We start from the raw sequence: 26,152 nt of genomic DNA on the forward strand, positions 1-26,152 counted from the left end.
CCCACCGCCCCCGCCGTCCCGATGCCGTCCCCGCACTCCGCCGGGTGCCCGTTCGGCCCCCCGCCCGCCTACACCGAAGCCGCCGCCACCGGCCCGATCACCCGGGCCGACCTGGCCGGCGGCGAGTCCTGCTGGCTCGCGACCGGCTACGCCGAGGTCCGCACCATCCTCTCCGACCGCCGCTTCAGCGCCGACGCCCGGCACCCGGCCTTCCCCTTCCTGCTGCCCGGCCGGCGCGAGATCGTCGCCGCGAACCCGACCTTCCTGCGGCTGGACGACCCCGAGCACGCGCGGCTGCGCCGGATGGTCACCGGCGACTTCCTGGTCAAGAAGGTCGCGGCGCTGCGCCCGGACATCCAGCGGATCGTCGACGAGGCGCTGGACACGATGACCGAGGGCCGCACCACGGCCGACCTGGTCGCCGAGTTCGCGCTGCCCGTGCCCTCCCTGGTGATCTGCCTGCTGCTCGGCGTCCCGTACGAGGACCGGGCGCGGTTCCAGGGCCTCAGCCGCACCCTGCTGAACAACGCCAGCACGGTGGAGGAGGTGGGCGCGGCCTCCGACGAGCTGCGGGACTACCTGACGGAGCTGGCCGCGCTCAAGCGGGAGCGGCCGGAGGACGACATCATCAGCCGCCTCGCCGCCCGGGACGACCTCACCGCGCGCGAGGTCGCCGCCACCGGGGTGCTGCTGCTGGTCGCCGGGCACGAGACCACGGCGAACATGATCGCCCTCTCCACGGCGCTGCTGGTCGACCAGCCCGAGCAGGTCGCCAAGCTCGCCGACCCCGAGCTGGTGCCCGGGGCCGTCGAGGAGCTGATGCGCATCCTGAGCATCGTGGACAACGGGCTGCCCCGGGTGGCGACGGAGGACGTGGAGCTCGGCGGCGTCCTGATCCGGGCCGGGGAGGGCGTGATCGCGCTGATCTCCACCGCCAACCGCGACGAGGCGGTGTTCGGCGGCCCCGGGCAGCGGCCCGTCGACGAGGTCGACCTCGGCCGCGACGCCCGGCGCCACATGGCCTTCGGCTTCGGCGTGCACCAGTGCCTCGGGCAGCCGCTGGCGCGCGCCGAACTCCAGATCGCCCTGGCCACCCTGTTCCGGCGGCTGCCGGGCCTGCGGCTGGCCGTGCCGCGCGAGGAGCTGGCGTTCCGCACCGAGTCGCTGATCTTCGGGATGCGCTCGCTGCCGGTGGCCTGGTAGCGGCCGGGCCCCACGGACGGGCCCCACGCACGGGCGCTGCCCCGGCTGGCCCCCGCGCCGGGGCGGAGGCAGGCTGGTAGGACCCGAGCAGGACCGGAGCAAGACCAGAGCAGGACCAGAGAGGACGGAGCCCGCGATGACCGACATGAGCGACCGCTCCGAGCCGAGCACCGACCGCGACGAGGACGTCCGCGCCGCCGACCCGGAGGAGGGCATCACCTCGATGCAGAACGTGCACGCGCAGGACACCTCCCAGGCCGAGGGCGAGGCCATGATGGACGAACCGGGCTCGAACAGCTGAGAGCACCTGAGAACACCTGAGAGCACTCGAGAGCTCCTGCGAGCACTCGAGGGCACCTGCGCACCTGAACACGACACCTGACTCACGACCGACCAGGACCGCCCGGTACCGCCGGGCGGTCCCCGTGACCGCCGATGCCGCCGCCCCGGCGGCGCTCCACCGGCGAGGGAGGATGGGCGCATGACGGAAGACGACCAGACGGGGCGGCGGCCCACGCCGCCGGCGGACCCGCGCACCTCGTGGGCGACCTGGACCACGCAGTCGATCATCAGCGGCCCCGGCGGGGTGGCCACCGCCGAGGTCGGCCCGATCTCCGGCGACCTCACCCTCCACACCACCTGGGTGGACGGCGAGGCCCGGCTGACCGTCCAGTACTCGGGCGCGCTGGACTGGTACACCGTGGCCGGCAGCCCGGTGCCCGCCGCCGACGAGACCACCGCGCGGGCGATCCACCAGGCGATGGTCAACGGCGCGAAGGAGGGCGGGGGCGCCTCGGCCCCGGCCCCGTAGGGACCGCCGGACCACGCACCGCCGCCCGCGGCCCCCGTACGGGGATCGCGGGCGGCGGTGCCGCGCCCCGGGCCGGCGGGATCGGGCCGGCGGGATCAGGGCAGCGGCATCAGGGCGGCGGGACAGGTCGGCGGATCAGGGCAGCGGGTGGGCGTGCACCGGCAGGTGCGGGCTCTGGTGACCGCCGCTGGCCAGGATCCGCACCTCGCCCGCGTCGCTGATCTCGGCGCGCACGATGCCGCTCTCGTCCTCGTACACCGGGTGCCCGCCCGGGCCGGTCGCGCTGGTGCGGGTGACCACCACCACGTCCTGCGGGGCCTGGGTGCCCGGGGTTCCGGGGAAGGTCAGCGCGTAGCGGTTGACGGATGTCATCATCGGCTCCTGCCTCGTGGCGCCGTCCGGACTACCCGGCGGGCTGGGCGGCCCGGGCGGCGGCGCCGCGGACCTCCAGTTCGCCGAGCAGCTGGGCCGTGGCCTCGGTGACGGCCTCCACGGCCCGGTCGAACGCCTCCCGGTTGTGCGCCGCCGGAGCGCGGAAGCCGGAGACCTTGCGGACGTACTGCAGCGCGGCGGCGTGGAAGTCGTCCTCGTCGGCGTCGGGGGTCACGGGCGGACGCAGCGTCTTGATGTTGCGGCACATGCCCCCAGTGTCGCGCGCCGGGGGCGCGCGGGCGACCCCCTTCCGTCACTCCGTCCTCACTGGCGCGTCATCCGGCCGGATTAGGATGCCGGTCGAACCAATCCTCTCCGCCGCCCCTCGCACTCCGGTCCGCGAGGGCGGCTGCCTGCTGCTCGGAGCCCCGTTTTGCCTCTCGCGCTGGTCGCGCTGGCCGTCACCGCGTTCGCCATCGGCACCACCGAATTCGCCGCCATGGGGCTGCTCCCCCAGGTCGCCGACAGTCTGGACGTCTCCATCCCGCAGGCGGGCTGGCTGATCTCCGCGTACGCGCTGGGCGTGGTGGTCGGTGCGCCGCTGCTGACGGCGCTGGCCTCCGGGCGGCCGCGCAAGGCGGTGCTGGTGGCGCTGGCCGGGCTGTTCGCGGTCGGGAACCTGCTGTGCGCGGTCGCGCCGGACTTCTGGACGCTCGCGGCGGCGCGGCTGATCACCGGGCTGCCGCACGGCGCGTTCTTCGGGGCGGGGGCGGTGGCGGCGGCCGAGCTGGTGGCTCCGCAGAAGCGGGCGCGGGCGGTGGCGGTGATGTTCTCCGGGCTGACCGTCGCCAACATCGTCGGCGTGCCCGCCGCCACCCTGCTCGGCCAGCACCTGGGCTGGCGGGCGACCATGCTCGTGGTGGTGCTGATCGCCGCCGCCGGGACGCTGGCCATCGCCCGGCTGGTGCCGCACCTGCCCTCCCCCGGCCAGGCGGGGCTGCGGCACGAGCTGCGGACCTTCCGCAGCGGGCAGCTGTGGCTGGCGCTGGCCACGGTCGTGTTCGGCTGCGGCGGCATGTTCGCCTGCTACAGCTACATCGCGCCGCTGCTCACCGAGGTGTCCGGCTACGCGACCGGGTCGGTGACGCTGGTGCTGGCCCTGTTCGGGGCCGGGATGACGATCGGCAACGTGCTCGGCGGGTTCGCGGCCGACCGGGCGCTGCGGCCCACCGTCTGCGTCTCCTTCCTGCTGCTCTCGGCGACGCTGGCGCTGTTCGCGCTGACGGCGCAGACGCGCTGGTCGGCGGCCCTCACGGTGATGCTGATCGGGCTGTTCGGGTTCGCGATCGTGCCGGCGGTGCAGACCCTGGTGATGCAGAAGGCGCGCAGCGCGCCGACGCTGGCCTCGGCGACGGTGCAGGGCGCGTTCAACCTGGCCAACGCGCAGGGCGCGTACTTCGGCGGGCTGGCGCTGGACGCCGGTCTCGGCTGGACCTCCCCGACGCTGGTCGGCTCGGGCCTGGCGGCCTCCGGCGCGCTGATCGCGGTGCTCGCCTGGGCGGCGGACAGGCGGCGGCCGGCTCCCGTTCCGGTGGAGCCGGCCGCCCTGGCCGTCGTCTCCTAGGAGGCTTCGCGCTTGTCCTGGAAGGCTTCGTGCGTGTCCTGGAAGGCTTCGCGGTGGGCCTCGGCGAGGAGGAGGTAGCCCTCGCCGTTGGCCTTGATGCCGGCCTTCTCGTCCTCGGTCAGCTCGCGGCGGACCTTGGCGGGGACGCCGGCGACCAGGGAGCCGGACGGGACGACGGTGCCCTGGGTGACGACGGCGCCGGCGGCGATCAGCGAGCCGGAGCCGATGCGGGCGCCGTTGAGCACGGTGGAGTTCATGCCGACCAGGACGTCGTCCTCGACGGTGCAGCCGTGCAGCACCGCGTTGTGGCCGACCGAGACGCGCTCGCCGACGACCAGGGGGAAGCCGGGGTCGGCGTGGAGGCTGCAGTTGTCCTGGATGTTGGTGCCCGCGCCCACGCCGATCGGACCGGCGTCGCCGCGCAGCACCGCCCCGTACCAGACGCTCGCGCCGGCGCCGACCGTCACGTCCCCGATCACGACGGCACCCGGTGCGACGAAGGCGCTCGGGTCGACGGCGGGGGTCAGACCCCCGACTGCGGCGATCAGCGGCTCGGGCATGTCTCGTCCTCCTGGTGGCGGTTCGGTGGTTGGGTCGCCGGTCAGCGTAGGGGGTCGGCGGCGGTGGCGGGAGCCCCGGTTCCGCACAGGGCGGTGGTGGACACCCGGCTCCAGGCGGCGCGGGCCGCGGCCTCGTCCGGAACGTCGTACGGGTTGGTGGAGGCGGCGACCTGGCGGCCGCCGTCCGGAGAGGACAGCATCATCGTCAGGTAGCCGGGGATTCCGCCCGCGTGACCCCAGAACGCACCGCAGGGGGTGTCCATCCGCTGGAGGCCGAGACCGTAGGTGCGGCCCTCGCCGCGGTCGGTGGTTCGCTGCATCGCGGCGAGTTCGGCCGGGCGCAGCAGCCGGCCGCCGAGCAGGGCGCGGAGGAAGGCGGTGAGGTCGGCGGTGGTGGAGATGATGCCGCCGGAGGGGCCGGCCATCGACGGGTTGAGGACGGTGACGTCGACCGGGCCGGTGCCCAGCTTGAAGTAGCCGTGGGCGTGCGGGCCGGGGACGAACGGGAAGTCGGCGGGCGCGGAGGTGCCGGTGAGGTGCAGCGGCCGGATGATCCGCCGGGTGACCTCGTCGTTCCAGGGGTGGCCGGTGAGCTTCTCGATGATCATCGCGACGAGGACATAGTTGGTGTTGGAGTAGTTCCAGTCCTGGCCGGGGGCGAAGTCCGGCGGGTACCTGTTCGCGATGTCCACGAGGTCCCGCAGGCTGTAGGACCGGTAGCGCCGGGTGGTCAGCCAGCTCTGCTCGAAGAACTCGAAGGCCGGGTCCTTGGTGTACTCGGCGACGCCGCTGGTGTGGTTCATGAGCCGGCGCACGGTGATGTCGGTGCTGTGGGCGACGATGCCGGGCAGCAGGCACTCCAGCCGGTCGTCGAGGTCGAGGCGGCCTTCTCCGACGAGTTGGAGCAGGGTGGTGGCGACGAAGGTCTTGGTGGCGCTGCCGATCCGGAAGCGGCCGCGGGGGTCGGCGGGGGCCCTGGTGTCGAGGTCAGCGATGCCACCGGCGTTGCGCCAGACCAGGCGGCCGTCCTGGCGGACGGCGGCGAGCGCGGCGGTCGAGTAGCCGGTGTCGGTCATGCCCTTGAGCGACGCGTCGGCGGCCGACCACTCGGCACTGTCCGGCACCGCGGTGTCGTCGCTCTCGTCGTTCTCGTAGCTCTCGTCCAGCTGCCGGCCGTCGACGCTGTAGTGGACGGAGTGGCAGCCGTCGGCGGCGGGCCCGCCGAGGGGCCGGGCCGCGGCGGCCGGGGCGAGGCAGAGGAGCAGCCCGCCGGCGAGGGCGGCGCCGAGGAGCGTTCTGGCGGTGCGGGCGCGGGTCGGGTCGCTGGGCATGCCGTCCCCCGGGGAAGCTGCGGAGAGGCCGTCAACTCCGGTGGTCCGACCGGCCGTTGCCATCATGGCAGCCCGCCCCCACACGGCCCTCCACCTGCCGGGGTACGCCCGACCCCGAGCCGACCCCGAGCCGCGCCCCCGATCCGTCTCGGGGGCGCGGCCCGGTCGGGCTCAGCTCAGCGGGGCCTTGTCGCGCAGGATCTCGATGAAGGCGCGCAGCCAGGCCGGGTGGTCGGGCCAGGCGCGGGCGGAGACGACCACGCCGTCCACCACGGCCTCGCCGTCGACGAACTCGGCGCCGGACGCCCTGATGTCGGGGGCGAGGGCCGGGTAGGCGGAGCTGCGGCGGCCGTCGAGGACTCCGGCGGCGGCGGTGATCAGCGGGCCGTGGCAGATCTGGGCGACGGGCTTGTCGGCCTCGAAGAAGTGCCGGGCGATGCGCTGCACCTCCGGGTCGTTGCGCAGGTACTCGGGTGCGCGGCCGCCGGGGATGACGAGGGCGACGTACTCGGCCGGGTCGACGTCGGCGAAGGCCAGGTCGGCGGGCCAGGTGTAGCCGGGCTTCTCGGTGTAGGTGTCGTAGCCGTCGACGAAGTCGTGCACCACGAACTGGAGGCGCTTCTTGCTGGGGGCCGCGATGTCGACCTGGTAGCCCTCCTCACGCAGCCGCTGGTACGGGTAGAACACCTCCAGCGATTCGGCGGCGTCCCCGGTGACGAGCAGGATCTTGGATGTCATCGCCGACGTTCCTCCACGTGGTCGGGCCTCGGACCTGGTCCGGGCGCCGGTCGGGTGGGCCGCGTTCCCGGGCCCGGCGCCCAACCTCCCGCACCGGGCCGCCGGTTGGCAACGGGGCGCACCGGGTGTGCGACAGCGCGTACGCGGCGGCGCGCGCCGGTGCCGGTTCGTGTGCGCCGGGTGGCCGCCCGGCTTGGGGGGCGGGGCGTGAGGCGGCCTAGACTCCTGTGCTGCCCTACTGAGACGGCCCACCGGAGGAGCCCATGACCGACCGCGCCACCTATCTCGTCCTGCCCGGCTACCAGAACTCCGACCCGGGGCACTGGCAGTCCCGCTGGGAGGCTTCCGAGCCCGGGACGTTCCACCGGGTCGTGCAGGCGGACTGGGACCACCCCGAGCAGGGCGACTGGGTGGCCAGGGTGGATGCGGCGGTGGCCGCCGCCACCGGGCCGGTGGTGCTGGTCGCGCACAGCCTCGGCTGCGTCACCGCCGTCCGCTGGGCGGCCGGTGCCGGGGCGGAGCGCACCGCGGCCGTCCGGGGTGCGCTGCTGGTGGCCCCCGCGGACGTGGACACCGCCGAGGTGCCGGAGCTGGTGAACTTCCGGCCGGTGGCGCTGGAGGCGCTGCCGTTCCCGTCGATCGTGGTCGCCTCGACGGACGACCCGTGGGTGAGCCCCGCGCGGGCGCGGCAGTTCGCGGCGGCCTGGGGCTCCCGGTACGAGGAGCCGGGTGCGTACGGGCACCTCAACGCGGGCTCCGGACTGGGTGACTGGCCGCTGGGCCGTGAGCTGCTCGCCGAACTGTAGGACCGTGAACGGGGGGATGACGTGGGTGACGTGGGTGACGGGAAACGGCCCCGCCGGGCCAGGCGCCGGCTGGTGCGGCTGCTCGCGGCGGGAGGTCTGGCGGCCGTGCTGCTGTACACCGAGGGCCAGTGGGAGAGCCGCTCCGGCGGGCGGATGCTGGTCGCGGACCTGCTGAACCGGCCGGGCCTGATGCTGGGCTCGGCGCTGGCCGCGCTGATCGCCGCGGCCTGGCTGGGCGACCGCCGCACCGCGCTGCGCACGGCCACCAGGGCGGTCACGGTGACCGCGGGGGTGGTGTTCGTGCTGGGCGCGGTGTCGGTGAACAAGGTGTCGGCGGCCGAGACCCGCAGCCGGGAGGAGGCGCCGGCCGCCCAGGAGCGCGCGCTGGTCGTGGTGCACCGCTCCTACCCGGACGGGCCGCACGCGGGCGAGCACTGGCAGGTGCTGCTGGAGGCGGGCGAGGGCTGGTCGGCCCGGCGCTGGTCCCTGGCGGACGTCGGCGGCGGGGCGCAGGACGCCCGGCTGGTGACGGCGCGGTGGACGGGTCGGGAGCAGATCACGGTGGTCACCGACTCCTACCAGCGGGTGTTCAACCTCGACCAGGACACCGGGGAGCCCCTCGAGGCCCGCTGAACGACGCGAAGGGGGCCCGCTCCTCCGTCGAGGAGCGGGCCCCCTGCTTGCCGTCCGGCTACTGGTCGCCGCCCGGCGACGGGTCCGAGGGCGAGGAGCGGCCCTTCTCGTTCCCGCGGGTCTTCCCCGGGTTCGGCGTTCCCGTGCAGGTGGGCCCGGTCGGCGGGGTGCTCGCGGTGGCGCAGTTGCCGTCGCGCTTGGGCGGGTCGGGGATGTACGTGGTGGTGAACTGCTGGTCCGGGACGGTCCTGACGGCGTCGCTCATCGCCTTCTGCCAGATCGGCCCGGGGCCGGTGGCGCCGAACACCTCGTCCTGGTGCTCGCCGCCGATGGTGATGTTGCGCATCGGCACCTTGGTACCGGGGCTGCCCAGCCAGACGGAGCCCACCAGGTTGCCGGTGTAGCCGGTGAACCAGGCCGACTTCTTCTCGTCCGAGGTACCGGTCTTGGCGGCGATCTGGCGGCCGTCGTCCAGGTTGAGGTTCTTGGCGGTGCCCTTCTCCGTCACGCCGAGCAACACGGAGTTGATCACGTCGGCGGTGTGCTCGGACATGACCGACTCGCAGTGCGGGGCCGGCACCTGGACGTCCTTGCCGTCCACCGTGGTGATCCGGCTGATCGCCAGCGGGGCGCAGTGGGTGCCCCGGGCGGCGAAGGTGGCGTAGGCGTTGGCCATGGTCAGCGGGCTGACCTCCTGGGTGCCCAGGCCCAGGGAGGGCGACTCCTCCAGCGGGTCGCCGCTCGCCTTGCCGGTGATGCCCAGCTTGCCGGCCATCTGCTCGACGGCGCAGAGGCCGATCTCCTGCTCCATCTGCACGAAGTACGTGTTGACGGAGAGCGCCATCGCCTCCTTCAGCTCGTACGGGCCGACCTCCCGCGCGCTCTCGTTGGGGACGCTGCCCTCCTTCGTGCCCTTCTTGAGGTTCTTCCAGGTGCCGTGGCAGGTGCTCACCGTCGGCCATTCGAGCCGGTTCGGGGCGTCGTAGCGCTGGGTGGGCGGCAGGCCCGCCTCGAGGGCGGCGGCGGCCACGACCGGCTTGAAGTTGGAGCCGGGCTGGAAGCCGAGGCCCCCGCCCATCGCCAGGTCGACGTTGTAGTTGACGACGGTCTCGTTCTTCTCCTTCGCGAGGCCGTACGGGCGGGTCTGCGCCATCGCGAGGATCCTGCCGCTGCCGGGCTCGACCATCGTCATCGCCGCGGAGACCGGGTCGGTGACGAAGACCTTGGTGGAGACGGCGTTCTGGGCGGCGGCCTGCTTGTCCGGGTCCAGCGTGGTGTAGATGTTCAGGCCGCCGGTGTTCCACAGCTGCTTGCGCTCGGCGGAGTTCTTGCCGAAGACCGGGTCCTGCCGGACGATGTGCCGCACGTAGTCGCAGAAGAAGCCCATGCCGGCCTGGGCGGTGATGCAGCCGTTCTGCGGCTCGCGGTAGCGCAGGCCCAGCGGGGCGGCCTTCGCCTCCTTGGCCTGGTCGGCGGTGAGGTGCTTGTTCTCCACCATCTTGTCGATCACCGTGTCCCGGCGCTTCTGCGCGGCGACGGGGTGGAGCTTCGGGTCGTACTGGGTGGGGTTCTGCACCAGCCCGGCGAGCGTCGCGGCCTCGGGGACGGTGAGGTCCTTGGCGTCCTTGCTGAAGTAGCGCTGGGAGGCGGCCTGGATGCCGTACGCCTGGTGGCCGTAGAAGGTGATGTTGAGGTAGTTGGTGAGGATCTGCTCCTTGCTCAGGTCCTCCTCCAGCTTGATGGCGTACCGCAGTTCCTGGATCTTGCGGCCCAGGGTCTTGCGCTGCGCCTCGCGCACCGCGTCCAGGTCGTCGCCGGCCTTCTCCACGTTGACGTTCTTCACGTACTGCTGGGTGAGGGTGGAGGCGCCCTGGACGGCCGTGCCGCTCTCCGCGTTCTTGGTGATGGCCCGCAGGACGCCCTTGAGGTCGACGGCGCCGTGCTCGTAGAAGCGGGCGTCCTCGATGTCCACCTGCGCCTTGCGGACCAGCGGGGACATCTGCTCGGCGGTGAGGACGGTGCGGTCGCGCTCGTAGACCTTGGCGATCAGGCCGCCCTTGGCGTCGAAGATCTGGGTGGCCTGGGTCAGCGGCGGGGTCTTGAAGTCGTCAGGAGCCGAGGAATGTGGCCGCATGGCGGAGGAGCCCGAGCGGGGTTTCGCGTCGCTTGGGGCGCGGCACCCAGGTGTCACCCGGGTCCGGGACGGATATGCGGCTCTTCCGTGACATAGATCGAACACTACGGCCGCGATTGCCCTGCGTGGGCAGGCTGTTGGCGAACGATTGTCACAAAATCGCCACAGCTTGGGCCACTTGACCGTGGCCCGCCAGATGATCACCCCGGGACAAGGGCCGTTCGCCCACAACCCTTGCCCCGGGGCGGGCGGTTCACCCGGCGGGGCAGAACACGTCCGCGGCCGGGCGACGGCCCGTGACCAGGAAGTCCGTGACCGCCGCGTCACCGCAGGCGTTCCCGTTCGCCCGGTACACGTCGTGCCCGCCGGAGTCCACGGTGACCATCCGGGCGCGCTCCCCGAAGGCCGCCCGCAGCTTGAGCGCGCCCGCGTACGGCGTGGCCGGGTCGCGCAGGTTCTGCGCCAGCAGGACGTTCGCCGGGCCCCGGTCCGTCACCCGCACCGCGGGCTCCGCGGGGGCGAACGGCCAGTAGGCGCAGGGCATCACGTTCACCGGCATGCCGGCGGTCAGCGGACGGGCGGCGCGCTCGGCGGCCACGTCCTTCGCGTACCCGGCCTCGTCGGCCGGCCAGGAGACGTCGTTGCACAGGGTGCCCGCCGAGGCGGCGATGTGGTTCTGGGCGACGGCCTCCGCCTGCGGGGTCATCACGGCCGGGGCGGGCAGCGGGCGGCGGCCCAGGCCCGCGAGCATCAGCCGGGCGAAGCCGGGGAACTGCTGGTCCGAGTACAGGCTCTGGAGCATGGCGCCGCGCAGCACGTTGCCGTTCAGCTCGGCCGGGAGGGCCCCGGGCCAGGGCAGGGGCGTACGGTCCAGGCGGGCGGCGAGGTCGAGGTAGAGCGGGCGGACCTCCTCGGGGGTGTCGGCGACGCGGTCCGGGTTGCCGGGCGCGGAGGCCCACTTCGCGAAGTCGGGGAAGCGGTCCTCGGCGCCCGGGCCGAAGGCGGCGAGCCAGTTGCGGCCGACCTTCGCCGGATCCGGGTCGTCGTTGCTGTCCAGCACGACCCGGTCGGTGGTCCTGGCGAACAGGGTGGACCAGACGGCACCCGCGTAGGTGCCGTAGGAGGTGCCCCAGGCGGAGAGCCGGCGCTCGCCGAGGGCGCGGCGGATGCCGTCGATGTCGCGGGCCTCGTTGGCGGTGGTGATGCTGCGCAGCACCGGGCCGCCGTTGCGGGCGCAGGCGTCGGCGAAGCGGTGGCCGAGGGCGATGTTCCCGGCGATGGAGCCGTCCGGGGCGGGGAAGGGGCGCAGCCGGTCGGGCGCGAGGTCCTCGTGGTCGATGCCGCAGGTGACGGGGGTGGAGGCGCCGATGCCGCGCGGGTCGAAGCCGACCAGGTCGAAGCGGTCCCTGACCTCCTGCGGCAGGGTGGCGCCCAGGCGGGTCGGGCGGTCGAGGCCCTCCTCGCCGGGGCCGCCGGGGATGAGCAGCAGCACGCCGTGGCGCTGGTCGGGGCGGGCGGCGCGGACGCGGGAGACGGTGAGGGTGATCTGCTCGCCGTCGGGGTCGGCGTAGTCCAGGGGGACGTGGACGGTGGCGCACTGCTGGGGCTGGCCGGGCGCGGCGCCGGGACAGTCCGTCCAGGCGGGGCGGTCCCTGCCCGTCGGGGCGGCGGAGGCGGGGGCGGCGGTGAGCACGCTGGCGGCGAGGGCGGCGACGGTGGCGGCGGTTGCGATGGTGCGGATGTTCTTCGACATGCCCAGGAGTCTGGTCGGGCAGGCGAGTTGGGGACATCCGGCCAACCGCCCGCCCGATGGTGGGGTTCTCCCCCCGCTCGAGAATGGCCGGATCGGCCCTGATGTCCCCCGTGCGAGAGGCGGGTCGGGCGGGCCGTCGTCCGTACGGGAGTCGTCAGGGGAGGGTGAGGATGCGGGGGCCCTCCTCGGTGATGGCGACGGTGTGCTCGACGTGGGTGGCGCGGCTGCCGTCGGCGGTGCGCAGCGTCCAGCCGTCCGGGTCGGTGTCGCAGGCGTCGTGGCCGCCGGCGATGAGCATCGGCTCGATGGCGAGGACCAGGCCCGGGCGCAGCGGGTAACCCCGGCCGGGGCGGCCCTCGTTGGGCAGGTGGGGGTCCTCGTGCATGCGGCGGCCGATGCCGTGCCCGCCGAAGCCCTCGGGCATGCCGTACCGGCCGCCGCGGGCGACGGTGCCGATGGCGTGGGAGATGTCGCCGAGGCGGTTGCCGACCACGGCGGCGGCGATACCGGCCTCCAGGGCGCGGCGGTTGTCGGCGATCAGGGCGGTGTCCTCGGCGCGGGCGGTGCCGACGGTGAAGCTGACGGCGGCGTCGCCGGCCCAGCCGTCCAGGAGGGCGCCGCAGTCGATGCTGACCAGGTCGCCGTCGCGAAGCCGGTAGCCGTCGGGGATGCCGTGCACGACGGCGTCGTTGACGGAGGCGCAGATGACGGCGGGGAAGGGGGCGGGGGCGAAGGCTGGGCGGTAGCCGAGGAACGGGGAGCCGGCCCCGGCGGCCTTGAGGACGCCGCGTGCCACCTCGTCCAGGTCCAGCAGGCTGACGCCGACGGCAGCGGCGTCCTCGCAGGCGGCGAGGGCGTTGGCGACGACGCGGCCTGCTTCGCGCATGGCGGCGAGGGCGCTGTCCGACTTGAGTTCGACCACGGGGTACCTCCCGGTAGCTCCAATTCTTATACCGGTATTTATATCACGGTCGTGGCGGATGGTCTCGAGCGCCGTACACTCGGCGGCATGGTGAGGACTCCGCTGACCCCCTGGGAGCGCGAGCGCGGCGAGCGCTTCGGCGCACTGCTGCGCGAGGCGCGTGGCGAGCGCAGCATGGTCGAGGTCGCGGCGGTGGCCGGCATCTCGGCGGAGACGCTGCGCAAGATCGAGACCGGACGGGCGCCGACGCCCTCCTTCTTCACCATCGCCGCACTGGCCTACGCCCTCGACCTCTCCCTGGACGAGCTGGCGGGCGCCTGCGCGCTGCCCGAGGGCGAGGGCGAGGACGAGGCACTCTCGGCCTGAGAGCCGGAAACGACGGACGGCCCGCCCGGTGCGTACCGGGCGGGCCGTGCCGTGCGTGCGGGGAGGCGGGGAGGGGTCAGCCCACCGAGCTGTTGTAGCTCTCGATCGCGGGCTGGATCTCCTTGGCCGCGTCGGCGAGGGCCTGCTTGGCGGACTTGGAGCCCGAGATCGTCTGCTCGATCGCCGTCTCCACGCCCTTGCGCGCCTGCGGCATCACGCCGAGCAGGCAGCCGGCGGTGGCCGGGGTGGGCTTGGTGGCCTTCAGCTGGTCGATGGCCGCCTGGAACTGCGGGTACTTGGCCACCCACTCCTTGTCCTTGGGGTCGTCCAGGGCCTTCTTGTTGACCGGGACGTAGCCGGTGCCGGTGTGCCAGGCGGCCTGCTGCTCGGGGGCGGTCAGGAACTTCTCCAGCTCCCAGGCCGCGCGCTTCTCGGCGTCCGAGTGGCCGGGGCCGCTGATCCACAGCGAGGCGCCGCCGATCACCGGGCCGCCCTGGTCGCCGGCGGCGGTCTTCGGGAAGGCGGCCGTGCCGACCTCGAACTTGGCGGCCTCCTTGTAGCCGCGCAGCACACCGGTGGACTCCAGGTGCATCGCGACCGTGCCGGCCTTGAACGCGGCCTGGGCGTCGTCGGTGTTGCGGCCGGTGTTGCTCGCGTAGCCGCCCTTGACCAGGTCGGCCCACCACTGGACGATCTCGGCGCCCTTGTCGGAGTCGAAGGAGACCTTGCCGGCCTTGCTGGTGCGGCCGTTGTCGTTGTCGCAGTACATGCTGCCGGACTCGGCGAGCAGCTGCTCCACGAACCAGCCGTAGATCGCGGCGCCGAACCCGGCGCGGACGACCTTGCCGTCGGCGTCCTTCTTGGTGAGCTTCTTGGCCAGCTCGCCCAGCTCGTTCAGGTCCTTGGGAGCCTGCGCCGGGTCGAGGCCCGCCTCCTTGAAGGCGTCCGCGTTCAGGTACAGCAGCGGCATCGAGGAGTTGAACGGCATCGAGACGAGCTTGCCGCCGGCCGAGTAGTAGTTGCGGATGTTGGGGTCGAGGTCCTCCAGCGAGTACGTGTCCTTGTCCGCGAACGCCTGGGCGGGGACGGTCTGCTTGGAGTCGATCATGAACCGGGTGCCGATGTCGTACACCTGGGCGATGGACGGGGTGCCCTTCTGCTGCACCGCGGCCTTGTACTTGGTGACCAGCTCGTCGTACTTGCCCTGGAACTCGGCCTTGACCTCGATCTTGCCCTGGTGGGCGGCGTTGAACTGGCTGACCAGGCCGTTGAGCACCTCGGCGTTCTTGCCGGTCATCGAGTGCCAGAACTCGACCTTGGTGACACCGGTGGCCGAGTCCAGCGCCTGCGCGCCGGGCGCCGCGTCGGCGGAGGAGCCGGAACCGGAGCCCGAGTCGGAGGCGTCGGAGCCGCAGGCGGTGATCGCGGTCAGGGACAGGCCGGCCACGAGCAGGGCCGCGAGCGCGCGGGCACTCTTCTTCACGAGGGTTCTCTTTCCACTCTGGGGTTTGGCTGAGGGCGGATCAGCGGATCGGGGTCGATCAGGACGGATCGGGGCGGATCGGGGTGGAACTGTCAGCGCACGGCGCCCGCGGTGAGCCCGCGGACGATGAAGCGCTGGCCGAAGACCACCAGCGCAAGGGTGGGAAGCAGCGAGAGCACCGCGCCGGCCAGGATCAGGCCGGGGTCGGCCATCTCGGAGTCGCGCAGGGAGGTCAGGCCGATCTGCAGCGTCCGCATCTCGGCGGTGCGGGTGATGATGAGCGGCCAGAAGTACTGGTTCCAGGCGGACAGGAACACGTAGATCGACAGCGCGGCGAGGGCCGGCTTGTTCAGCGGCACGACCACCCGCCACAGGAAGCGCCAGTGGCCGGCCCCGTCGATCCGGGCGGCGTCGCGCAGTTCACCGGGCAGCTGCCGGAAGGACTGGCGCAGCATGAAGGTGCCGAAGCCCGAGGCGAGGAAGGGCAGCACCAGGCCGAAGTAGGTGTTGCCGAAGCCCCAGTCCGACAGCGTCAGGTAGTTGGGGATGATGATGGCCTCCCACGGGACCATCAGCGTGGCCAGGAACACCCCGAACACCAGCGCCCGGGCCTTCATCGGCAGGAAGACGAAGGCGTACGCGGCGAGGATCGAGGTGACCAGCTGGGCGAGCGTGATGATCGTCGCGGTGAGCGCCGAGTTGGCGTACTGGCGCACCAGCGGGATCGCGTCCACGGCGCCGGTGAAGTTGCGCCCGGTGACCTCGTGCGGGACCAGCGCCGGCGGGTAGCTGGAGAGTTCGGTCGGGCCCATGAAGGCACCGGCGAACGCGTAGTACACCGGGAAGACCACGGTGAGGACGGCGACGGCCAGCACCAGGTAGACGACGGCCCGGCCGATCAGGTCGCGCGGGGAGCGCCCGGCTGTCAAACTCATGCGCCCGCCTCGCTTCGCTCGGCAGGGGCATTCGCCCACACGCGCCTCTTGATGATTCGCTCACTTCGTTCACTCATGCGTAGTGCACCTTCCGCTCCAGGACGCCGAACTGGACGGCGGTACAGGCGAGCACGACCACGAGCAGCACCACGGCCTGGGCACTGGCCATGCCGAAGTCGCTGGAGCCGTAGGCGAAAGCCTTCTCGTAGACGGAGTAGACGAGGGTCTTGGTGGAGCTGTCCGGCCCGCCCTTGGTGAGGATGTGGATCTGGCCGAAACTCTGCAGGGCGTGGACGGTGGAGATCACCGTCAGGAAGAACAGGTTCGGGCCGAGCATCGGGACGGTGATGCTGCGGGCCAGCCGCAGGCCCGAGGCGCCGTCCAGGCGGGCGGCCTCGACGATCTCGGTGGGGATCGAGCCGATGCCCGCGGAGAGCACCAGGACGTTGTAGCCCAGGTTCATCCACACCGTGGTCACGGCCACCGAGATCAGCGCGTACCGCGAGTCGGTGAGCCAGCCGACCGGGCCGAGGCCCACCTGCGAGAGCAGGCCGTTGAGGACCCCGCTCGCGGGGTTGTAGAACACCGCGAAGACCACCGAGCCGCTGGCCACGGAGAAGGCGAACGGCAGCGCGAAGGCGGAGCGCATGAACCGCACGCCGCGGATCCTGTTCTCCAGGAGCAGGACCACCACCAGCGCCCCGAGCACGCCCGGCACCACGGTGAACAGCGTGAACAGCGCCGTGGTGAGGAGGGTTTCGCCGAAGTCGGCCGAGCTCAGCAGCTGCTGGTAGTGCTTCATCCCCACGAAGCGGCTGGGCGCGCCGAACAGGTCGTTGGCGTGCGCGCTCAGGTAGAGGGTGCGGCCCAGCGGGTAGCCGATGAAGACGGCGAAGACCGCCAGGGAGGGCAGCAGGAAGGCCCAGGCGAGCCCGTGCTCGCCCCAGCGGTGACGGCGGCCCGGGAGGGTCGCGGGGTGCGGTGCGGTCGGCATTCTGCGGGCGTCCGCCTTTCGTGTGTCGGTTCCGGCCGAAACCGTGTCCTGCCCACACGACGGGGTGGAAACCTCACGATGAGCAACGGGTGTCCTGGTGCTTACGCGTTCGCGTCAGATCCGGCCGTTCAGCGCCGGGACGTGCGACGGATCACACGCCGGTCGTGGGCGCACGGGCGCCCGGGGCGCCGACCCGATATCGATGGGGTGTCGGTGCGGTGCCGTACGGTGCCCGCGTGGACGACACCGAATTCGACATGCGGGCCGCGATGGCCGAATCCTTGCGGGGGCGCGCCGGCGCCTGGGCGCTGGTCGAGGGCTTCGCCGCCCACTGGAGCAAACCCCTGGGGCCGGACGACGGCTTCACCGGGGCCGAACTGGACGCGGCCGAGGCGCGGCTGGGCCTGCGGCTGCCGGTGGCGCTGCGCGAGGCGTACGAGCTCTTCGGGCGCCGGGCGGACCTGACCAGCAACCAGGACGTGCTGCTGACGCCGGACGAGCTGTTCGTCATGGAAGGCGCGCTGGTCTACCGGGAGGAGAACCAGGGCTGCGCGCACTGGGGCGTCCTGCTCGAGGAGCTCGACGGGGAGGACCCGCCGACCGTCGTGCGGCCCGACCTGGCGGACAAGTCCCAGGAGCGGTGGGAGCCGTGGGAGGAGCGCTTCTCCATCGCGGCCGCGGTGATGGCCCTGTACGAGAAGGTGCTGGAGGACGACGACCTGAGCCTGGAACTCGACCCGGAGGACGAGGTGTTCGGCGAACTGGAGGCCCTGCCCCCGCTCGGGCAGGACCTGCGGTGGTTCACGGGGCGCGGCGTGCTGGTGATGGTGATGGAGGGCTACGCGGTGGGGCGGGCCCGCACCGAGGCGGAGCTGGACGCGTTCTAGGGGTTACGGAACCGGCCTGGGGGCTACGGAACCGGCCCAGGGGTTACGGAACCGGCTCGACGGCCCTGCGGGTGCGGGGCCGTCGAGCCGGTGCGGCCTACGGTCAGGCCGTGACGCCGCCGTCCAGCACCAGGTCGGCGCCGACGGTGTACCCGGCCTCCGGGGAGGCGAGGTACAGCACGGCGGCGGCGATCTCCTCGACCGCGCCGGCCCGGCCCACCGGCACCTCCGCCTTCATGCGCTCGGCCTTCTCGGCCTCGCTCTCGCCCGTACGGGTCGACATGTCGGTGGCCACCGGGCCGGGGCTGACCAGGTTGATCCGGATGCCGTCCGCGACGTGGTCGCGGGCGGCGGAGCGGGTCAGCGCGCTGACGGCGGCCTTACTGGTGACGTAGGCTCCGGCGCCCTCCAGGCGCCTGTGGGCGCCGAGGTTGGAGGAGACGTTGACGATGGCGCCGCCGCCGTTCTCCCGCAGGTGGGCGATCTGGTGCTGCATGGCGAACAGGGTGCCGTTCACGTTGACCTCGAATATGTAGCGCCACTGGGCCTCGTCGATGTCGGCGACCTTGCCCATGCCGGCCAGCACCCCGGCGTTGTTGACGGCCACGTGCAGGGCGCCGAAGGCTTCGACGGTCTCCCGGACCAGCCGGGCGGCGTCCTCGCTCTTCGACACGTCACCGGTGATCGCGAGGGCCTTGCCGCCCGCCTGCTCGATCAGCTCGACGGTCTCCGCCAGCGGCCCGGCGCTGCGCCCGGCCACGGCGACGTTGGCGCCCTCCGCGGCGAAGGCCAGGGCGATGGCACGGCCGATGCCGCGGCCGGCGCCGGTGACCAGGACGGTGCGGTCGGCGAAACGCGTGGTCATGATGGGTACTCCTCGGTGGTGTTCGGTGGAACGGATCGTGGGGGTCTCGGGTGCCGCCGCTGGGCGCGGCAGGGCACGGATCGTGGCGGTCTCGGGTGCCGCCGCCGAACGCGGCAGCGTGGCGACCGCGGCGGCGGTGAGCGCCAGCAGCACGGCGGCGGCCGCGAAGGCCAGGGCGTAGCCGTCGACGCCCGGCCGGACGGCGGCGAGCGCCATGAGGGCGGCGACTCCGGCGGCCGGGCCGAGTTCCATCGCGGTGTTGAACAGGCCCGCGGCCAGGCCCGTGCGCTCGGGCGGCACACCGGCGGTGGCGAGCACGGCGGCGCCCGCGAAGGAGGCGGCGGACCCGGCGGCGAGCAGCACCAGCCCGGGCAGCAGCCCGGTGCCGTAGCCGCTGTCGGGCCCGAGGCCCGCCAGCAGGCCGAGGCCCGCGCCGGCCAGGGCGAGCCCGGCGGCGGTGACCGGCACCGGGCCGCGCCGGGCGGTCAGCGCCGCGGCGAGCCGCCCGGCCACCGGGAGGGTGAGGGCGAAGGGCAGGAAGGCCCCGGAGGTGGCCAACACGCCCCAGCCGCGCTCCTGTTGGAGGTAGAGCGCGATCAGCAGCGAGCTGAGCGCGGTGCCGGTGGCGGTGGCCATGACGGCGGCCAGCGCGGTGGCCCGGCGCCGCTCGGCGAGGAAGCCGGGCGGTAGCAGCGGGTCGGCGGTGCGGCGTTCGGCGGCGGCGAAGGCGAGCAGCAGGAGCACGCCGAGCGCCACCGGGGCGTACGCGGCGGGGCTGCGCCAGCCGTACCCGGTGGAGGCGACCAGGCCGCAACTGGCCGCGCAGACACCGGCGGTGGCGAGGGCGGCGCCGCGCAGGTCCAGGCCGGGGGTGCGGGCGGAGGTACCGGCCGGGGTACGGGCGAGGGTGCGGGCGGCTGCGGCCCGTGGGAGCGTGCCGGAGCGGGCGAGGGCGGTGGCCGCGACCAGGACGGGCACGGCGAACAGCCAGCGCCAGGAGACCCAGGCGGCGACGGCGCCGGAGAGCAGGTTGCCGAGCGTGGCGCCGAGCACCGACAGGCCGCCCCAGGTGGCCATCGCCCGGCGGTAGTCGGCCGCGCGCGGGTGCAGTTCGCGGACGACGGCCACCGCCGCGGGGGCGATCAGGGCCGCGCCGAGGCCCTGGGCGAAGCGCCCGGCGAGCAGGAGGGCCGGGGAGGGGGCGAGCGCGCACAGGATCGAGGCGGCCGCGAACAGGAACAGGCCCGATCGCAGGACGGCGCGCCCTCCCTGACGGTCCGTCAGTCGTCCGCCGAGGAGCAGCAGGGAGCTGAAGGAGAGTCCGTAGGCGGCGTTCAGCAGCAGGAGCCCTGCCGGACCGAGCCCCAACTCGCCCGCCACCAGCGGCAACGGGACGGAGAGGATCATGATCGTGAAGATCAGCGTCGCCTGGACGACACCGAGCAGCGCGAAGCCGGAGCGACCGGCCCTGGCAGCGTCATGCACAATCCTTACCCCCTTCAAGAACGATCGGTCCAGAATAAGGACATGCGAAAGCCCGTCCCCCGTACCATCGATGACGGTGCGTCAGTCCAGCAGCGACAGCGCCTGCTCGGCGGCGTCGAGCACCCGCGGGCCGCCGTCCGCGGTCTTGCCGACCACCCGGATGCCCTGCAGCAGCACCACCAGCATCCGCGCCAGGGCCCGCGGCTCCCGCCCCGGGGACAGCTCACCCTGCGCCTGGGCGCGCATCAGGGCACCGGTGAGCGCCAGTTCCAGACTGCCCAGACTGGCGGCCGCCCTGCGCTCCACCACCGGGTCGTGCGCGGCGAGTTCGATCACCGTATTGGTCACGAAGCACCCACGACGCCCTTCCTCCCCCGCCGTTTCGGCGTAGCGCCGCACCACCGTACGCACGGCCGGCAGCGCGGGGCCCGGCTGGGACAGCTCGGCCAGTAGCGCGGGGTCGTGCTGCTCGACGTAGCGCTCCAGCGCGCGCAGGTACAGCTCGTGCTTGCTGCCGAAGGTGGCGTACAGACTGGCCCGGGCGATGCCGAGCCCCTCGACCAGGTCGGCCATCGAGGTCGCCTCGTAGCCGCGCCGCCAGAACAGCTCCAGCGCGGACTGCAGGGCGGCGTCCGGATCGAACTCCTTGGTGCGTGCCATGAGAGGAACCCTAGACCCATCTAGAACGATCGGTCAAGAATGGCCAACTTGCGCCTCTTGACAGCTTGCTGACTGAGCATTGCCAAGAGGCTCCTGCGCGGCTACGTTTACCGATCCGTTCACTATTCAACCTCCCCCGCACTGGAGGCTCTCCCCATGTCCACGAACCTCCCGGCCAGCACCAAACAGCTGGCCGAGACGGCCCAGCCCTACGTACTGGCGGCCTTCCGGGTTGTCGTCGGCCTGCTCTTCGCCTTCCACGGCGCCGCCTCGCTCTTCGGCGTCTTCGGCGGCGCGGTCGGCAAGCACGGCGGCAGTGTCCCGGTCGGCGAGTGGCCGGGCTGGTGGGCCGCCCTGATCCAGTTGGTCGGCGGCGTGTTTGTCCTGGCCGGCGCCGGCACCCGCTGGGCCGCGCTGCTCTGCTCCGGCTCGATGGCCTACGCCTACTTCACCGTCCACCAGGAGCACTCCCTGCTGCCGCTCCAGAACGGCGGCGAGTCCTCGGTGATGTTCTGCTGGGCCTTCTTCGCCATCGCGTTCATAGGCTCCGGCCCGTACTCGGTGGACGCGCTACTGACCCGCCGCACCCAGACTGCGGCGGCCGAGCCGACCGTCCGGTCGGCCACCACGGTCTGAGTCGACAGCGTCCGAGCCGGGGCTCACCCCTCGGCGAGGTACCGCTCGACGGTGGCCACCTTGGCGGTGAGGCCGTCGGTGACCCCGGCACGGTCGTCGATCTTGATGACCGTGCTCACCCGGTCGCCGTACGCCTTCACCGCCTCGATCGCCTCCCGGATCACCGGCATCACCTCGTCCCACTCCCCCTCGATGCTGGTGAACATCGCATCCGTGCGGTTCGGCAGTCCGCTCGCACGCACCACCCGGACGGCGGCGGCCACCGCCTCCCCCACGTCCTCGCCGATGCCCAGCGGGGTCACCGAAAAAGCTGCGATCACCGTTCCTCCTAGCCTGGTCGCGTCCCCTGATCCCCGGGGACGCGACCAGGCTAGACGGCTCTTCAGCCGACGGCCGGCAGGGGCGGTTCGACGGCCAGGGAGGCGGTGGACCGGGCGCGGTGCTGCTCGGCCCAGGAGGACAGGGCGAGGGTGCAGGCGTGGTCCAGGTGGCGCAGGCCGGACCAGTCCAGTTCCACCGGGCGGTCGGCGGGCAGCCGTTCCAGGGTGTCCAGCAGCCGGGGCAGCCGCAGGAAGGTCGCGTTGCCGCTGAGCCGGACGCGGTGCAGCGGCTGCCCGGTCGCGGGCACCACCTCCTCCACGGCGATCTGCAGGTGGGAGGTCTGCCAGGCGGACTTGACCACCGCCAGGCCGACGCCGATGAGCACCCCTTCGAACAGGTCGGTGGCGATGATCGCGACGGCCGTCACGGTGAGCACCACCGCCTCTCCCCGGTGCCCGCGGCAGAGTGCGGCGATCCGCCGTACGGGGACGAGCTTGGCGCCCGCGTGCACCAGGACGGCGGCCAGCGCCGCCAGCGGGACGTACCCGAGGGCGGCGGGCAGCAGGGCGGTGAACAGCAGCAGCCAGAGGCCGTGCAGGAAACGGGAGGCCCTGGTGCGGGCGCCTGCCTGGACGTTGGCGGCGCTGCGGACGATCACCGCCGTCATCGGCAGGGCGCCGAGCAGCCCGCAGACGGTGTTGCCGACGCCCTGGGCGGTGAGTTCGCGGTCGTAGTCGGTGCGGGGGCCGTGGTGCATCCGGTCGACGGCGGCGGCGCTGAACAGCGTCTCGGCGGAGGCGATGAGGGTGAAGGCGATGACGGTGCCGAGCCCGGCCGTGCCCAGGAGCGCCTCGAGGTCGGCGCCCTCGGGCGTGTGGACGACGTCGAGCAGGCCGGAGACCCGCACCCGGGCCACGGGCAGGTCGGCGGCGGCGGTGACGGCGGCGGCCAGCCCGACCGCGGCGAGCGGCGCGGGGACGGCGCGGGCGATCCGCGGCGGCAGGTACTTCCAGGCGAGGAGGACGAGCAGGGTGGCGAGGCCCAGGGCGAACGCGGTGCGGTTCGCGGCGCCGGTGAGCGCCTCGGCGGCCAGGCGGGGCAGTCCGGCGAGCTTGTCGGGGCCGGTGGCGGGGGCGCGGCGGTCGGCGAGGGCGTAGAGCTGGCCGGTCAGCAGGGTCAGGCCGATGCCGGCGAGCATGCCGTGCACCACCGAGGCACTCATGGCACGGAACCAGCGGCCGAGCCGCAGGGCGCCCATGGCGAGTTGGAGCAGCCCGGTGGCGAGCACCAGCAGGCCCAGCGCGCCGGGGCCGTAGCGCTGGACGGCGTCGGCGACGAGCACGGTCAGTCCGGCGGCGGGACCGCTGACCTGGAGGCTGCTGCCGGGCAGCAGGCCGACGACCAGGCCGCCGACGAGGCCCGTGACGAGCCCGAGTTCGGCCGGGACGCCGGAGGCGACGGCAACGCCGACGCACAGGGGCAGGGCGATCAGGAAGACGACGAGCGAGGCGGGCAGGTCGTGCCGCCAGGGCACGGCGCGCAGCGCGGCGAGCGGGTTCCGGCGGGTCGGCGGGGTCACCCGGTCACCGCCGGGCGGCGGGCAGGGACGGGGGTGGAGGTGGAGGTGGGGGTGAGGTCACAGCACATGGGGTCGTTCCTTCCGCGCACCCGGGCACTACGGGCGCGCCGTCGCGAGGCGAGCGGGGTGTGAGGACCACACGGGTGGGGGCGGCAGCGGTGCGATCGGGGGCGGTCCGGTCAGGGCGGTCCGGTCAGGGGGTGCGTCCCTCGCCCGGGTGCGGCGGACCGGGCGCGACGGTCCTGGACGGTGGCCTCCCACGGGAGCTCCCCCGCTCCCCGGGCACCTCGAATTCCCCCCGCCGCAGCCTCAGTTGGACGTCACGGGCCCGGCGTGGCACCGACGGTACCCAGCCGCGCCGGGTCGTCCGACCCCGGACACCGGGCCTTCACCGGCACTCCACACGGGGTCCGCTTTCGGGCGCGGAGGCGGAGGTTCCCCGGGAACGCGGGCGCGAGCCTCGTCCTTCCGTACGAAAGGACCCCGGGCCCCGCCGTTCAACAATCCGTTGAAGTCCCCTTGACGACCCACGGGCCTCGCCGTACTTTCATTCCACATACAGAAACCGCTCTTCCGTATGGTGGAATTCTGGAGATGAGCCCTCCGACCCACTGCGGGCCGACGCAGGAGAGATCCGATGCCCCGTATGACAGCCGCCCGCGCGGCCGTGGAGATCCTCGAGCTCGAAGGCGTCGAGGTCGCCTTCGGTGTGCCGGGCGCCGCCATCAACCCGTTCTACGCCGCCCTCCGGGAATCCGGCGCCATCCGCCACACCCTGGCCCGCCACGTCGAGGGCGCCTCCCACATGGCCGAGGGCTACACCCGCGCCAGGGCCGGCAACATCGGCGTCTGCATCGGCACCTCGGGCCCGGCCGGCACCGACATGATCACGGGCCTGTACTCGGCGATCGCCGACTCCGTCCCGATCCTGTGCATCACCGGCCAGGCGCCCGTCGCCCGCCTCCACAAGGAGGACTTCCAGGCCGTCGACATCGCCGCCATCTCCCGGCCCGTCACCAAGGCGTCCACCACCGTGCTCGAGGCCGCGCAGGTGCCTGGCGTCTTCCAGCAGGCGTTCCACCTGATGCGCTCCGGCCGCCCCGGGCCCGTCCTGATCGACCTGCCGATCGACGTCCAGCTCACCGAGATCGACTTCGACCCCGAGGCGTACCAGCCCCTGCCCGTCCACAGGCCCACCGCCAACCGCGTCCAGATCGACAAGGCCATCGCCCTGCTCCAGGAGTCCGAGCGGCCCCTGATCGTCGCCGGCGGCGGGATCGTCAACGCCGACGCCGCCGAACTCCTGCGGGAGTTCGCCGAGTTGACGGGCGTCCCGGTGGTCCCCACCCTCATGGGCTGGGGTGTCCTGCCGGACGACCACGAGCTCAACGCCGGCATGGTCGGCCTCCAGACCTCCCACCGCTACGGCAACGCGACCTTCCTCGCCTCCGACTTCGTCCTCGGCATCGGCAACCGCTGGGCCAACCGCCACACCGGCGGGCTGGACGTCTACACCGCCGGCCGCACCTTCGTCCACGTCGACGTCGACCCCACCCAGATCGGCAGGATCTTCGCCCCCGCCCTCGGCATCGCCTCCGACGCCGGGGCAGCGCTCGAACTGTTCGTCCAGGCCGCCCGCGAGCTCAAGGCGGCCGGCACCCTCAAGGACCGCAGCGCCTGGGCCGCCTCCGCCCAGGAGCGCAGGGCCACCCTCCAGCGCCGCACCCACTTCGACGACGTGCCGCTCAAGCCCCAGCGCGTCTACGAGGAGATGAACCGCGCCTTCGGCCCCGAGACCCGCTACGTCACCACCATCGGCCTCTCCCAGATCGCCGGCGCCCAGATGCTCCACGTCTACCGGCCGCGCCACTGGATCAACTGCGGCCAGGCCGGCCCCCTCGGCTGGACCATCCCGGCCGCCCTCGGCGTCGCCACCGCCGACCCCCAGGGCCAGGTCGTCGCGCTGTCCGGCGACTACGACTTCCAGTTCATGATCGAGGAACTGGCGGTGGGCGCCCAGCACCGCATCCCGTACGTCCACGTGCTGGTGAACAACTCCTACCTGGGGCTGATCCGCCAGGCCCAGCGCGCCTTCGAGATCGACTTCCAGGTCAACCTGGAGTTCGAGAACCTCAACTCCCCCGAACTGGGCGTCTACGGCGTGGACCACGTCAAGGTCGTCGAGGGCCTGGGCTGCAAGGCGATCCGCGTCACCGAGCCCGAGCAGCTGCTGCCCGCCTTCGAGGAGGCCAAGAAGCTGGCCGCCGAGTTCCGCGTCCCCGTGGTGGTCGAGGCGATCCTGGAGCGGGTCACCAACATCTCCATGGCCGCCGCCGACATCGACAAGGTCAACGAGTTCGAGGAGCTCGCCACCCTCCCGGAGCACGCGCCGACGGCCGTCAGGCCGCTCACGCCCTGACCGGCGCCGCCGGTCCGCACCACCGGTCCGCACCACCGGTCCGTGCCGTCGATCCGCGTCGATACTCCGCGCCGGTACGGTGGGCCGTGACGGGCATCCCGCCGACCCTCCGAGAGGACCCACCACCGTGAGCCTGTACGACATCCCGCTTCGCACCCTCGCCGGCGAGGCCACCTCCCTGGCCGACCACAAGGGCAAGGCGCTGCTGATCGTCAACGTCGCCTCCAAGTGCGGCCTCACCCCGCAGTACGCGGGCCTGGAGCGGCTCCAGGAGCGCTACGCCTCGCGCGGCTTCACCGTGCTCGGCTTCCCCTGCAACCAGTTCGCCGGGCAGGAGCCGGGCGGCGCCGAGGAGATCCAGACCTTCTGCTCCACCACCTACGGCGTCACCTTCCCGCTGTTCGAGAAGATCGACGTCAACGGCGAGGGCCGCCACCCGCTGTACGCCCGGCTGACCGAGACGGCCGACGCCGAGGGCGAGGCCGGGGACATCACCTGGAACTTCGAGAAGTTCGTGATCTCCCCGGACGGCGCCGTGAGCGCCCGCCTGCGCCCGCGCGTCGACCCGGAGTCCGACGAGGCGATCGCCGCCATCGAGGCCGTGCTGCCCGCCTGACGACTGTCGCCCGAACAGG

General features: G+C 73.0%; 26 protein-coding genes and 1 pseudogene. 11 read left to right on the top strand and 16 right to left on the bottom strand.

Going from position 1 to position 26,152, the window contains the following annotated elements; translation table 11 throughout:
- From IH61_RS0134425 to IH61_RS0134435, 3 genes are all read left to right on the top strand, one after another.
- Positions 1-1,203, top strand: a 1,203-nt coding sequence (locus tag IH61_RS0134425; protein ID WP_031077234.1) for a cytochrome P450, incomplete at its 5' end; no start/stop codon positions are given.
- Between the two features lie 136 nt (positions 1,204-1,339).
- Entirely contained in the window at positions 1,340-1,504 is a 165-nt protein-coding gene (locus IH61_RS47420) for a hypothetical protein (RefSeq protein WP_158845604.1), read from the top strand.
- A 180-nt stretch (positions 1,505-1,684) separates the two neighbouring features.
- Positions 1,685-2,014, top strand: coding sequence for a hypothetical protein (locus IH61_RS0134435; RefSeq protein WP_051838543.1), 330 nt, complete (start codon positions 1,685-1,687; stop codon positions 2,012-2,014).
- Between the two features lie 135 nt (positions 2,015-2,149).
- Here the strand turns inward: IH61_RS0134435 and IH61_RS0134440 are convergent, their stop codons facing one another.
- A complete protein-coding gene (locus IH61_RS0134440) occupies positions 2,150-2,386 on the bottom strand; it encodes a DUF6296 family protein (protein WP_031077238.1) in 237 nt (78 codons plus the stop codon).
- Positions 2,387-2,417: 31 nt separating this feature from the next.
- Positions 2,418-2,654 carry a DUF2277 domain-containing protein gene (locus IH61_RS0134445; RefSeq protein WP_031077240.1) on the bottom strand — a complete coding sequence of 79 codons (237 nt, stop codon included), beginning with the start codon at positions 2,652-2,654 and terminating at the stop codon, positions 2,418-2,420.
- A 165-nt stretch (positions 2,655-2,819) separates the two neighbouring features.
- On the opposite strand from IH61_RS0134445, the gene IH61_RS0134450 reads away from it, so the two are divergent.
- Positions 2,820-4,010, top strand: coding sequence for an MFS transporter (locus IH61_RS0134450; protein WP_031077242.1), 1,191 nt, complete (start codon positions 2,820-2,822; stop codon positions 4,008-4,010).
- Here IH61_RS0134450 and IH61_RS0134455 read toward each other — a convergent pair.
- From IH61_RS0134455 to IH61_RS0134465, 3 genes are all read right to left on the bottom strand, one after another.
- Positions 4,007-4,570: a gamma carbonic anhydrase family protein gene (locus IH61_RS0134455; RefSeq protein ID WP_031077244.1), complete on the bottom strand. Its 564-nt coding sequence runs from the start codon at positions 4,568-4,570 to the stop codon at positions 4,007-4,009. The two genes, IH61_RS0134450 and IH61_RS0134455, sit on opposite strands and share 4 nt — an antisense overlap.
- A 41-nt stretch (positions 4,571-4,611) precedes the next feature.
- Positions 4,612-5,901: a serine hydrolase domain-containing protein gene (locus IH61_RS41915; RefSeq protein WP_051838544.1), complete on the bottom strand. Its 1,290-nt coding sequence runs from the start codon at positions 5,899-5,901 to the stop codon at positions 4,612-4,614.
- Between the two features lie 171 nt (positions 5,902-6,072).
- The gene (locus tag IH61_RS0134465; RefSeq protein ID WP_031077247.1) at positions 6,073-6,639 is read right to left on the bottom strand and encodes a DJ-1/PfpI family protein; all 567 of its coding nucleotides are present in this window, start codon (positions 6,637-6,639) and stop codon (positions 6,073-6,075) included.
- Positions 6,640-6,902: 263 nt separating this feature from the next.
- On the opposite strand from IH61_RS0134465, the gene IH61_RS0134470 reads away from it, so the two are divergent.
- Both IH61_RS0134470 and IH61_RS0134475 read left to right on the top strand, forming a co-directional pair.
- Entirely contained in the window at positions 6,903-7,445 is a 543-nt protein-coding gene (locus tag IH61_RS0134470) for an RBBP9/YdeN family alpha/beta hydrolase (RefSeq protein ID WP_031077249.1), read from the top strand.
- A 30-nt stretch (positions 7,446-7,475) separates the two neighbouring features.
- Entirely contained in the window at positions 7,476-8,078 is a 603-nt protein-coding gene (locus IH61_RS0134475) for a hypothetical protein (RefSeq protein ID WP_158845607.1), read from the top strand.
- Positions 8,079-8,136: 58 nt separating this feature from the next.
- On the opposite strand, the gene IH61_RS0134480 is transcribed toward IH61_RS0134475, so the two are convergent.
- From IH61_RS0134480 to map, 3 genes are all read right to left on the bottom strand, one after another.
- Complete coding sequence (locus IH61_RS0134480) at positions 8,137-10,212, bottom strand: transglycosylase domain-containing protein (RefSeq protein ID WP_051838545.1); 2,076 nt, start codon at positions 10,210-10,212, stop codon at positions 8,137-8,139.
- 253 nt (positions 10,213-10,465) lie between these two features.
- Positions 10,466-11,965 carry an alpha/beta hydrolase gene (locus IH61_RS0134485; protein WP_031077255.1) on the bottom strand — a complete coding sequence of 500 codons (1,500 nt, stop codon included), beginning with the start codon at positions 11,963-11,965 and terminating at the stop codon, positions 10,466-10,468.
- A 154-nt stretch (positions 11,966-12,119) separates the two neighbouring features.
- Positions 12,120-12,887, bottom strand: coding sequence for a type I methionyl aminopeptidase (map, locus tag IH61_RS0134490; RefSeq protein WP_031077256.1), 768 nt, complete (start codon positions 12,885-12,887; stop codon positions 12,120-12,122).
- An 87-nt stretch (positions 12,888-12,974) separates the two neighbouring features.
- Between map and IH61_RS0134495 the strand changes: the two genes are divergently transcribed.
- Complete coding sequence (locus tag IH61_RS0134495) at positions 12,975-13,253, top strand: helix-turn-helix domain-containing protein (RefSeq protein WP_031077258.1); 279 nt, start codon at positions 12,975-12,977, stop codon at positions 13,251-13,253.
- Between the two features lie 76 nt (positions 13,254-13,329).
- Here IH61_RS0134495 and IH61_RS0134500 read toward each other — a convergent pair whose 3' ends face one another.
- The 3 genes from IH61_RS0134500 to IH61_RS0134510 all read right to left on the bottom strand — a co-directional run bounded on the left by IH61_RS0134500 (position 13,330) and on the right by IH61_RS0134510 (position 16,665).
- Complete coding sequence (locus IH61_RS0134500) at positions 13,330-14,736, bottom strand: ABC transporter substrate-binding protein (protein ID WP_031077260.1); 1,407 nt, start codon at positions 14,734-14,736, stop codon at positions 13,330-13,332.
- Positions 14,737-14,828: 92 nt separating this feature from the next.
- Positions 14,829-15,671, bottom strand: a complete 843-nt coding sequence (locus tag IH61_RS0134505; RefSeq protein WP_031077261.1) for a carbohydrate ABC transporter permease — start codon at positions 15,669-15,671, stop codon at positions 14,829-14,831.
- A gap of 73 nt (positions 15,672-15,744) precedes the next feature.
- On the bottom strand, positions 15,745-16,665 hold the full coding sequence (locus IH61_RS0134510; RefSeq protein WP_031077263.1) for a carbohydrate ABC transporter permease: 921 nt from the start codon (positions 16,663-16,665) through the stop codon (positions 15,745-15,747).
- Positions 16,666-16,901: 236 nt separating this feature from the next.
- Between IH61_RS0134510 and IH61_RS0134515 the strand changes: the two genes are divergently transcribed.
- Positions 16,902-17,552, top strand: coding sequence for an SMI1/KNR4 family protein (locus tag IH61_RS0134515; RefSeq protein ID WP_234327453.1), 651 nt, complete (start codon positions 16,902-16,904; stop codon positions 17,550-17,552).
- A gap of 103 nt (positions 17,553-17,655) precedes the next feature.
- On the opposite strand, the gene IH61_RS45220 is transcribed toward IH61_RS0134515, so the two are convergent.
- The 3 genes and pseudogenes from IH61_RS45220 to IH61_RS0134525 form a co-directional block, all read right to left on the bottom strand.
- Positions 17,656-18,417: an SDR family NAD(P)-dependent oxidoreductase gene (locus IH61_RS45220; protein ID WP_078911614.1), complete on the bottom strand. Its 762-nt coding sequence runs from the start codon at positions 18,415-18,417 to the stop codon at positions 17,656-17,658.
- Positions 18,418-18,501: 84 nt separating this feature from the next.
- Positions 18,502-19,902 (bottom strand): annotated as a pseudogene (locus IH61_RS45225) (MFS transporter); the annotation flags it as partial.
- 81 nt (positions 19,903-19,983) lie between these two features.
- Entirely contained in the window at positions 19,984-20,562 is a 579-nt protein-coding gene (locus IH61_RS0134525) for a TetR/AcrR family transcriptional regulator (RefSeq protein ID WP_031077271.1), read from the bottom strand.
- A gap of 156 nt (positions 20,563-20,718) precedes the next feature.
- Here IH61_RS0134525 and IH61_RS0134530 point away from each other — a divergent pair, with 156 nt between their 5' ends.
- Positions 20,719-21,198 carry a DoxX family protein gene (locus IH61_RS0134530; RefSeq protein WP_051838546.1) on the top strand — a complete coding sequence of 160 codons (480 nt, stop codon included), beginning with the start codon at positions 20,719-20,721 and terminating at the stop codon, positions 21,196-21,198.
- 23 nt (positions 21,199-21,221) lie between these two features.
- On the opposite strand, the gene IH61_RS0134535 is transcribed toward IH61_RS0134530, so the two are convergent.
- Complete coding sequence (locus IH61_RS0134535; RefSeq protein ID WP_031077275.1) at positions 21,222-21,518, bottom strand: MTH1187 family thiamine-binding protein; 297 nt, start codon at positions 21,516-21,518, stop codon at positions 21,222-21,224.
- Positions 21,519-21,580: 62 nt separating this feature from the next.
- Entirely contained in the window at positions 21,581-23,098 is a 1,518-nt protein-coding gene (locus IH61_RS0134540) for a SulP family inorganic anion transporter (RefSeq protein WP_420714041.1), read from the bottom strand.
- A gap of 637 nt (positions 23,099-23,735) precedes the next feature.
- On the opposite strand from IH61_RS0134540, the gene gcl reads away from it, so the two are divergent.
- Both gcl and IH61_RS0134550 read left to right on the top strand, forming a co-directional pair.
- Positions 23,736-25,517: a glyoxylate carboligase gene (gene gcl / locus IH61_RS0134545; RefSeq protein ID WP_031077278.1), complete on the top strand. Its 1,782-nt coding sequence runs from the start codon at positions 23,736-23,738 to the stop codon at positions 25,515-25,517.
- Positions 25,518-25,644: 127 nt separating this feature from the next.
- On the top strand, positions 25,645-26,133 hold the full coding sequence (locus tag IH61_RS0134550) for a glutathione peroxidase (protein ID WP_031077280.1): 489 nt from the start codon (positions 25,645-25,647) through the stop codon (positions 26,131-26,133).
- The last annotated feature ends 19 nt before the right edge of the window (positions 26,134-26,152 follow it).

It is taken from the genome of Streptomyces sp. NRRL WC-3742 (genome assembly GCF_000720635.1).
In the GTDB taxonomy this organism is placed as follows: domain Bacteria; phylum Actinomycetota; class Actinomycetes; order Streptomycetales; family Streptomycetaceae; genus Kitasatospora.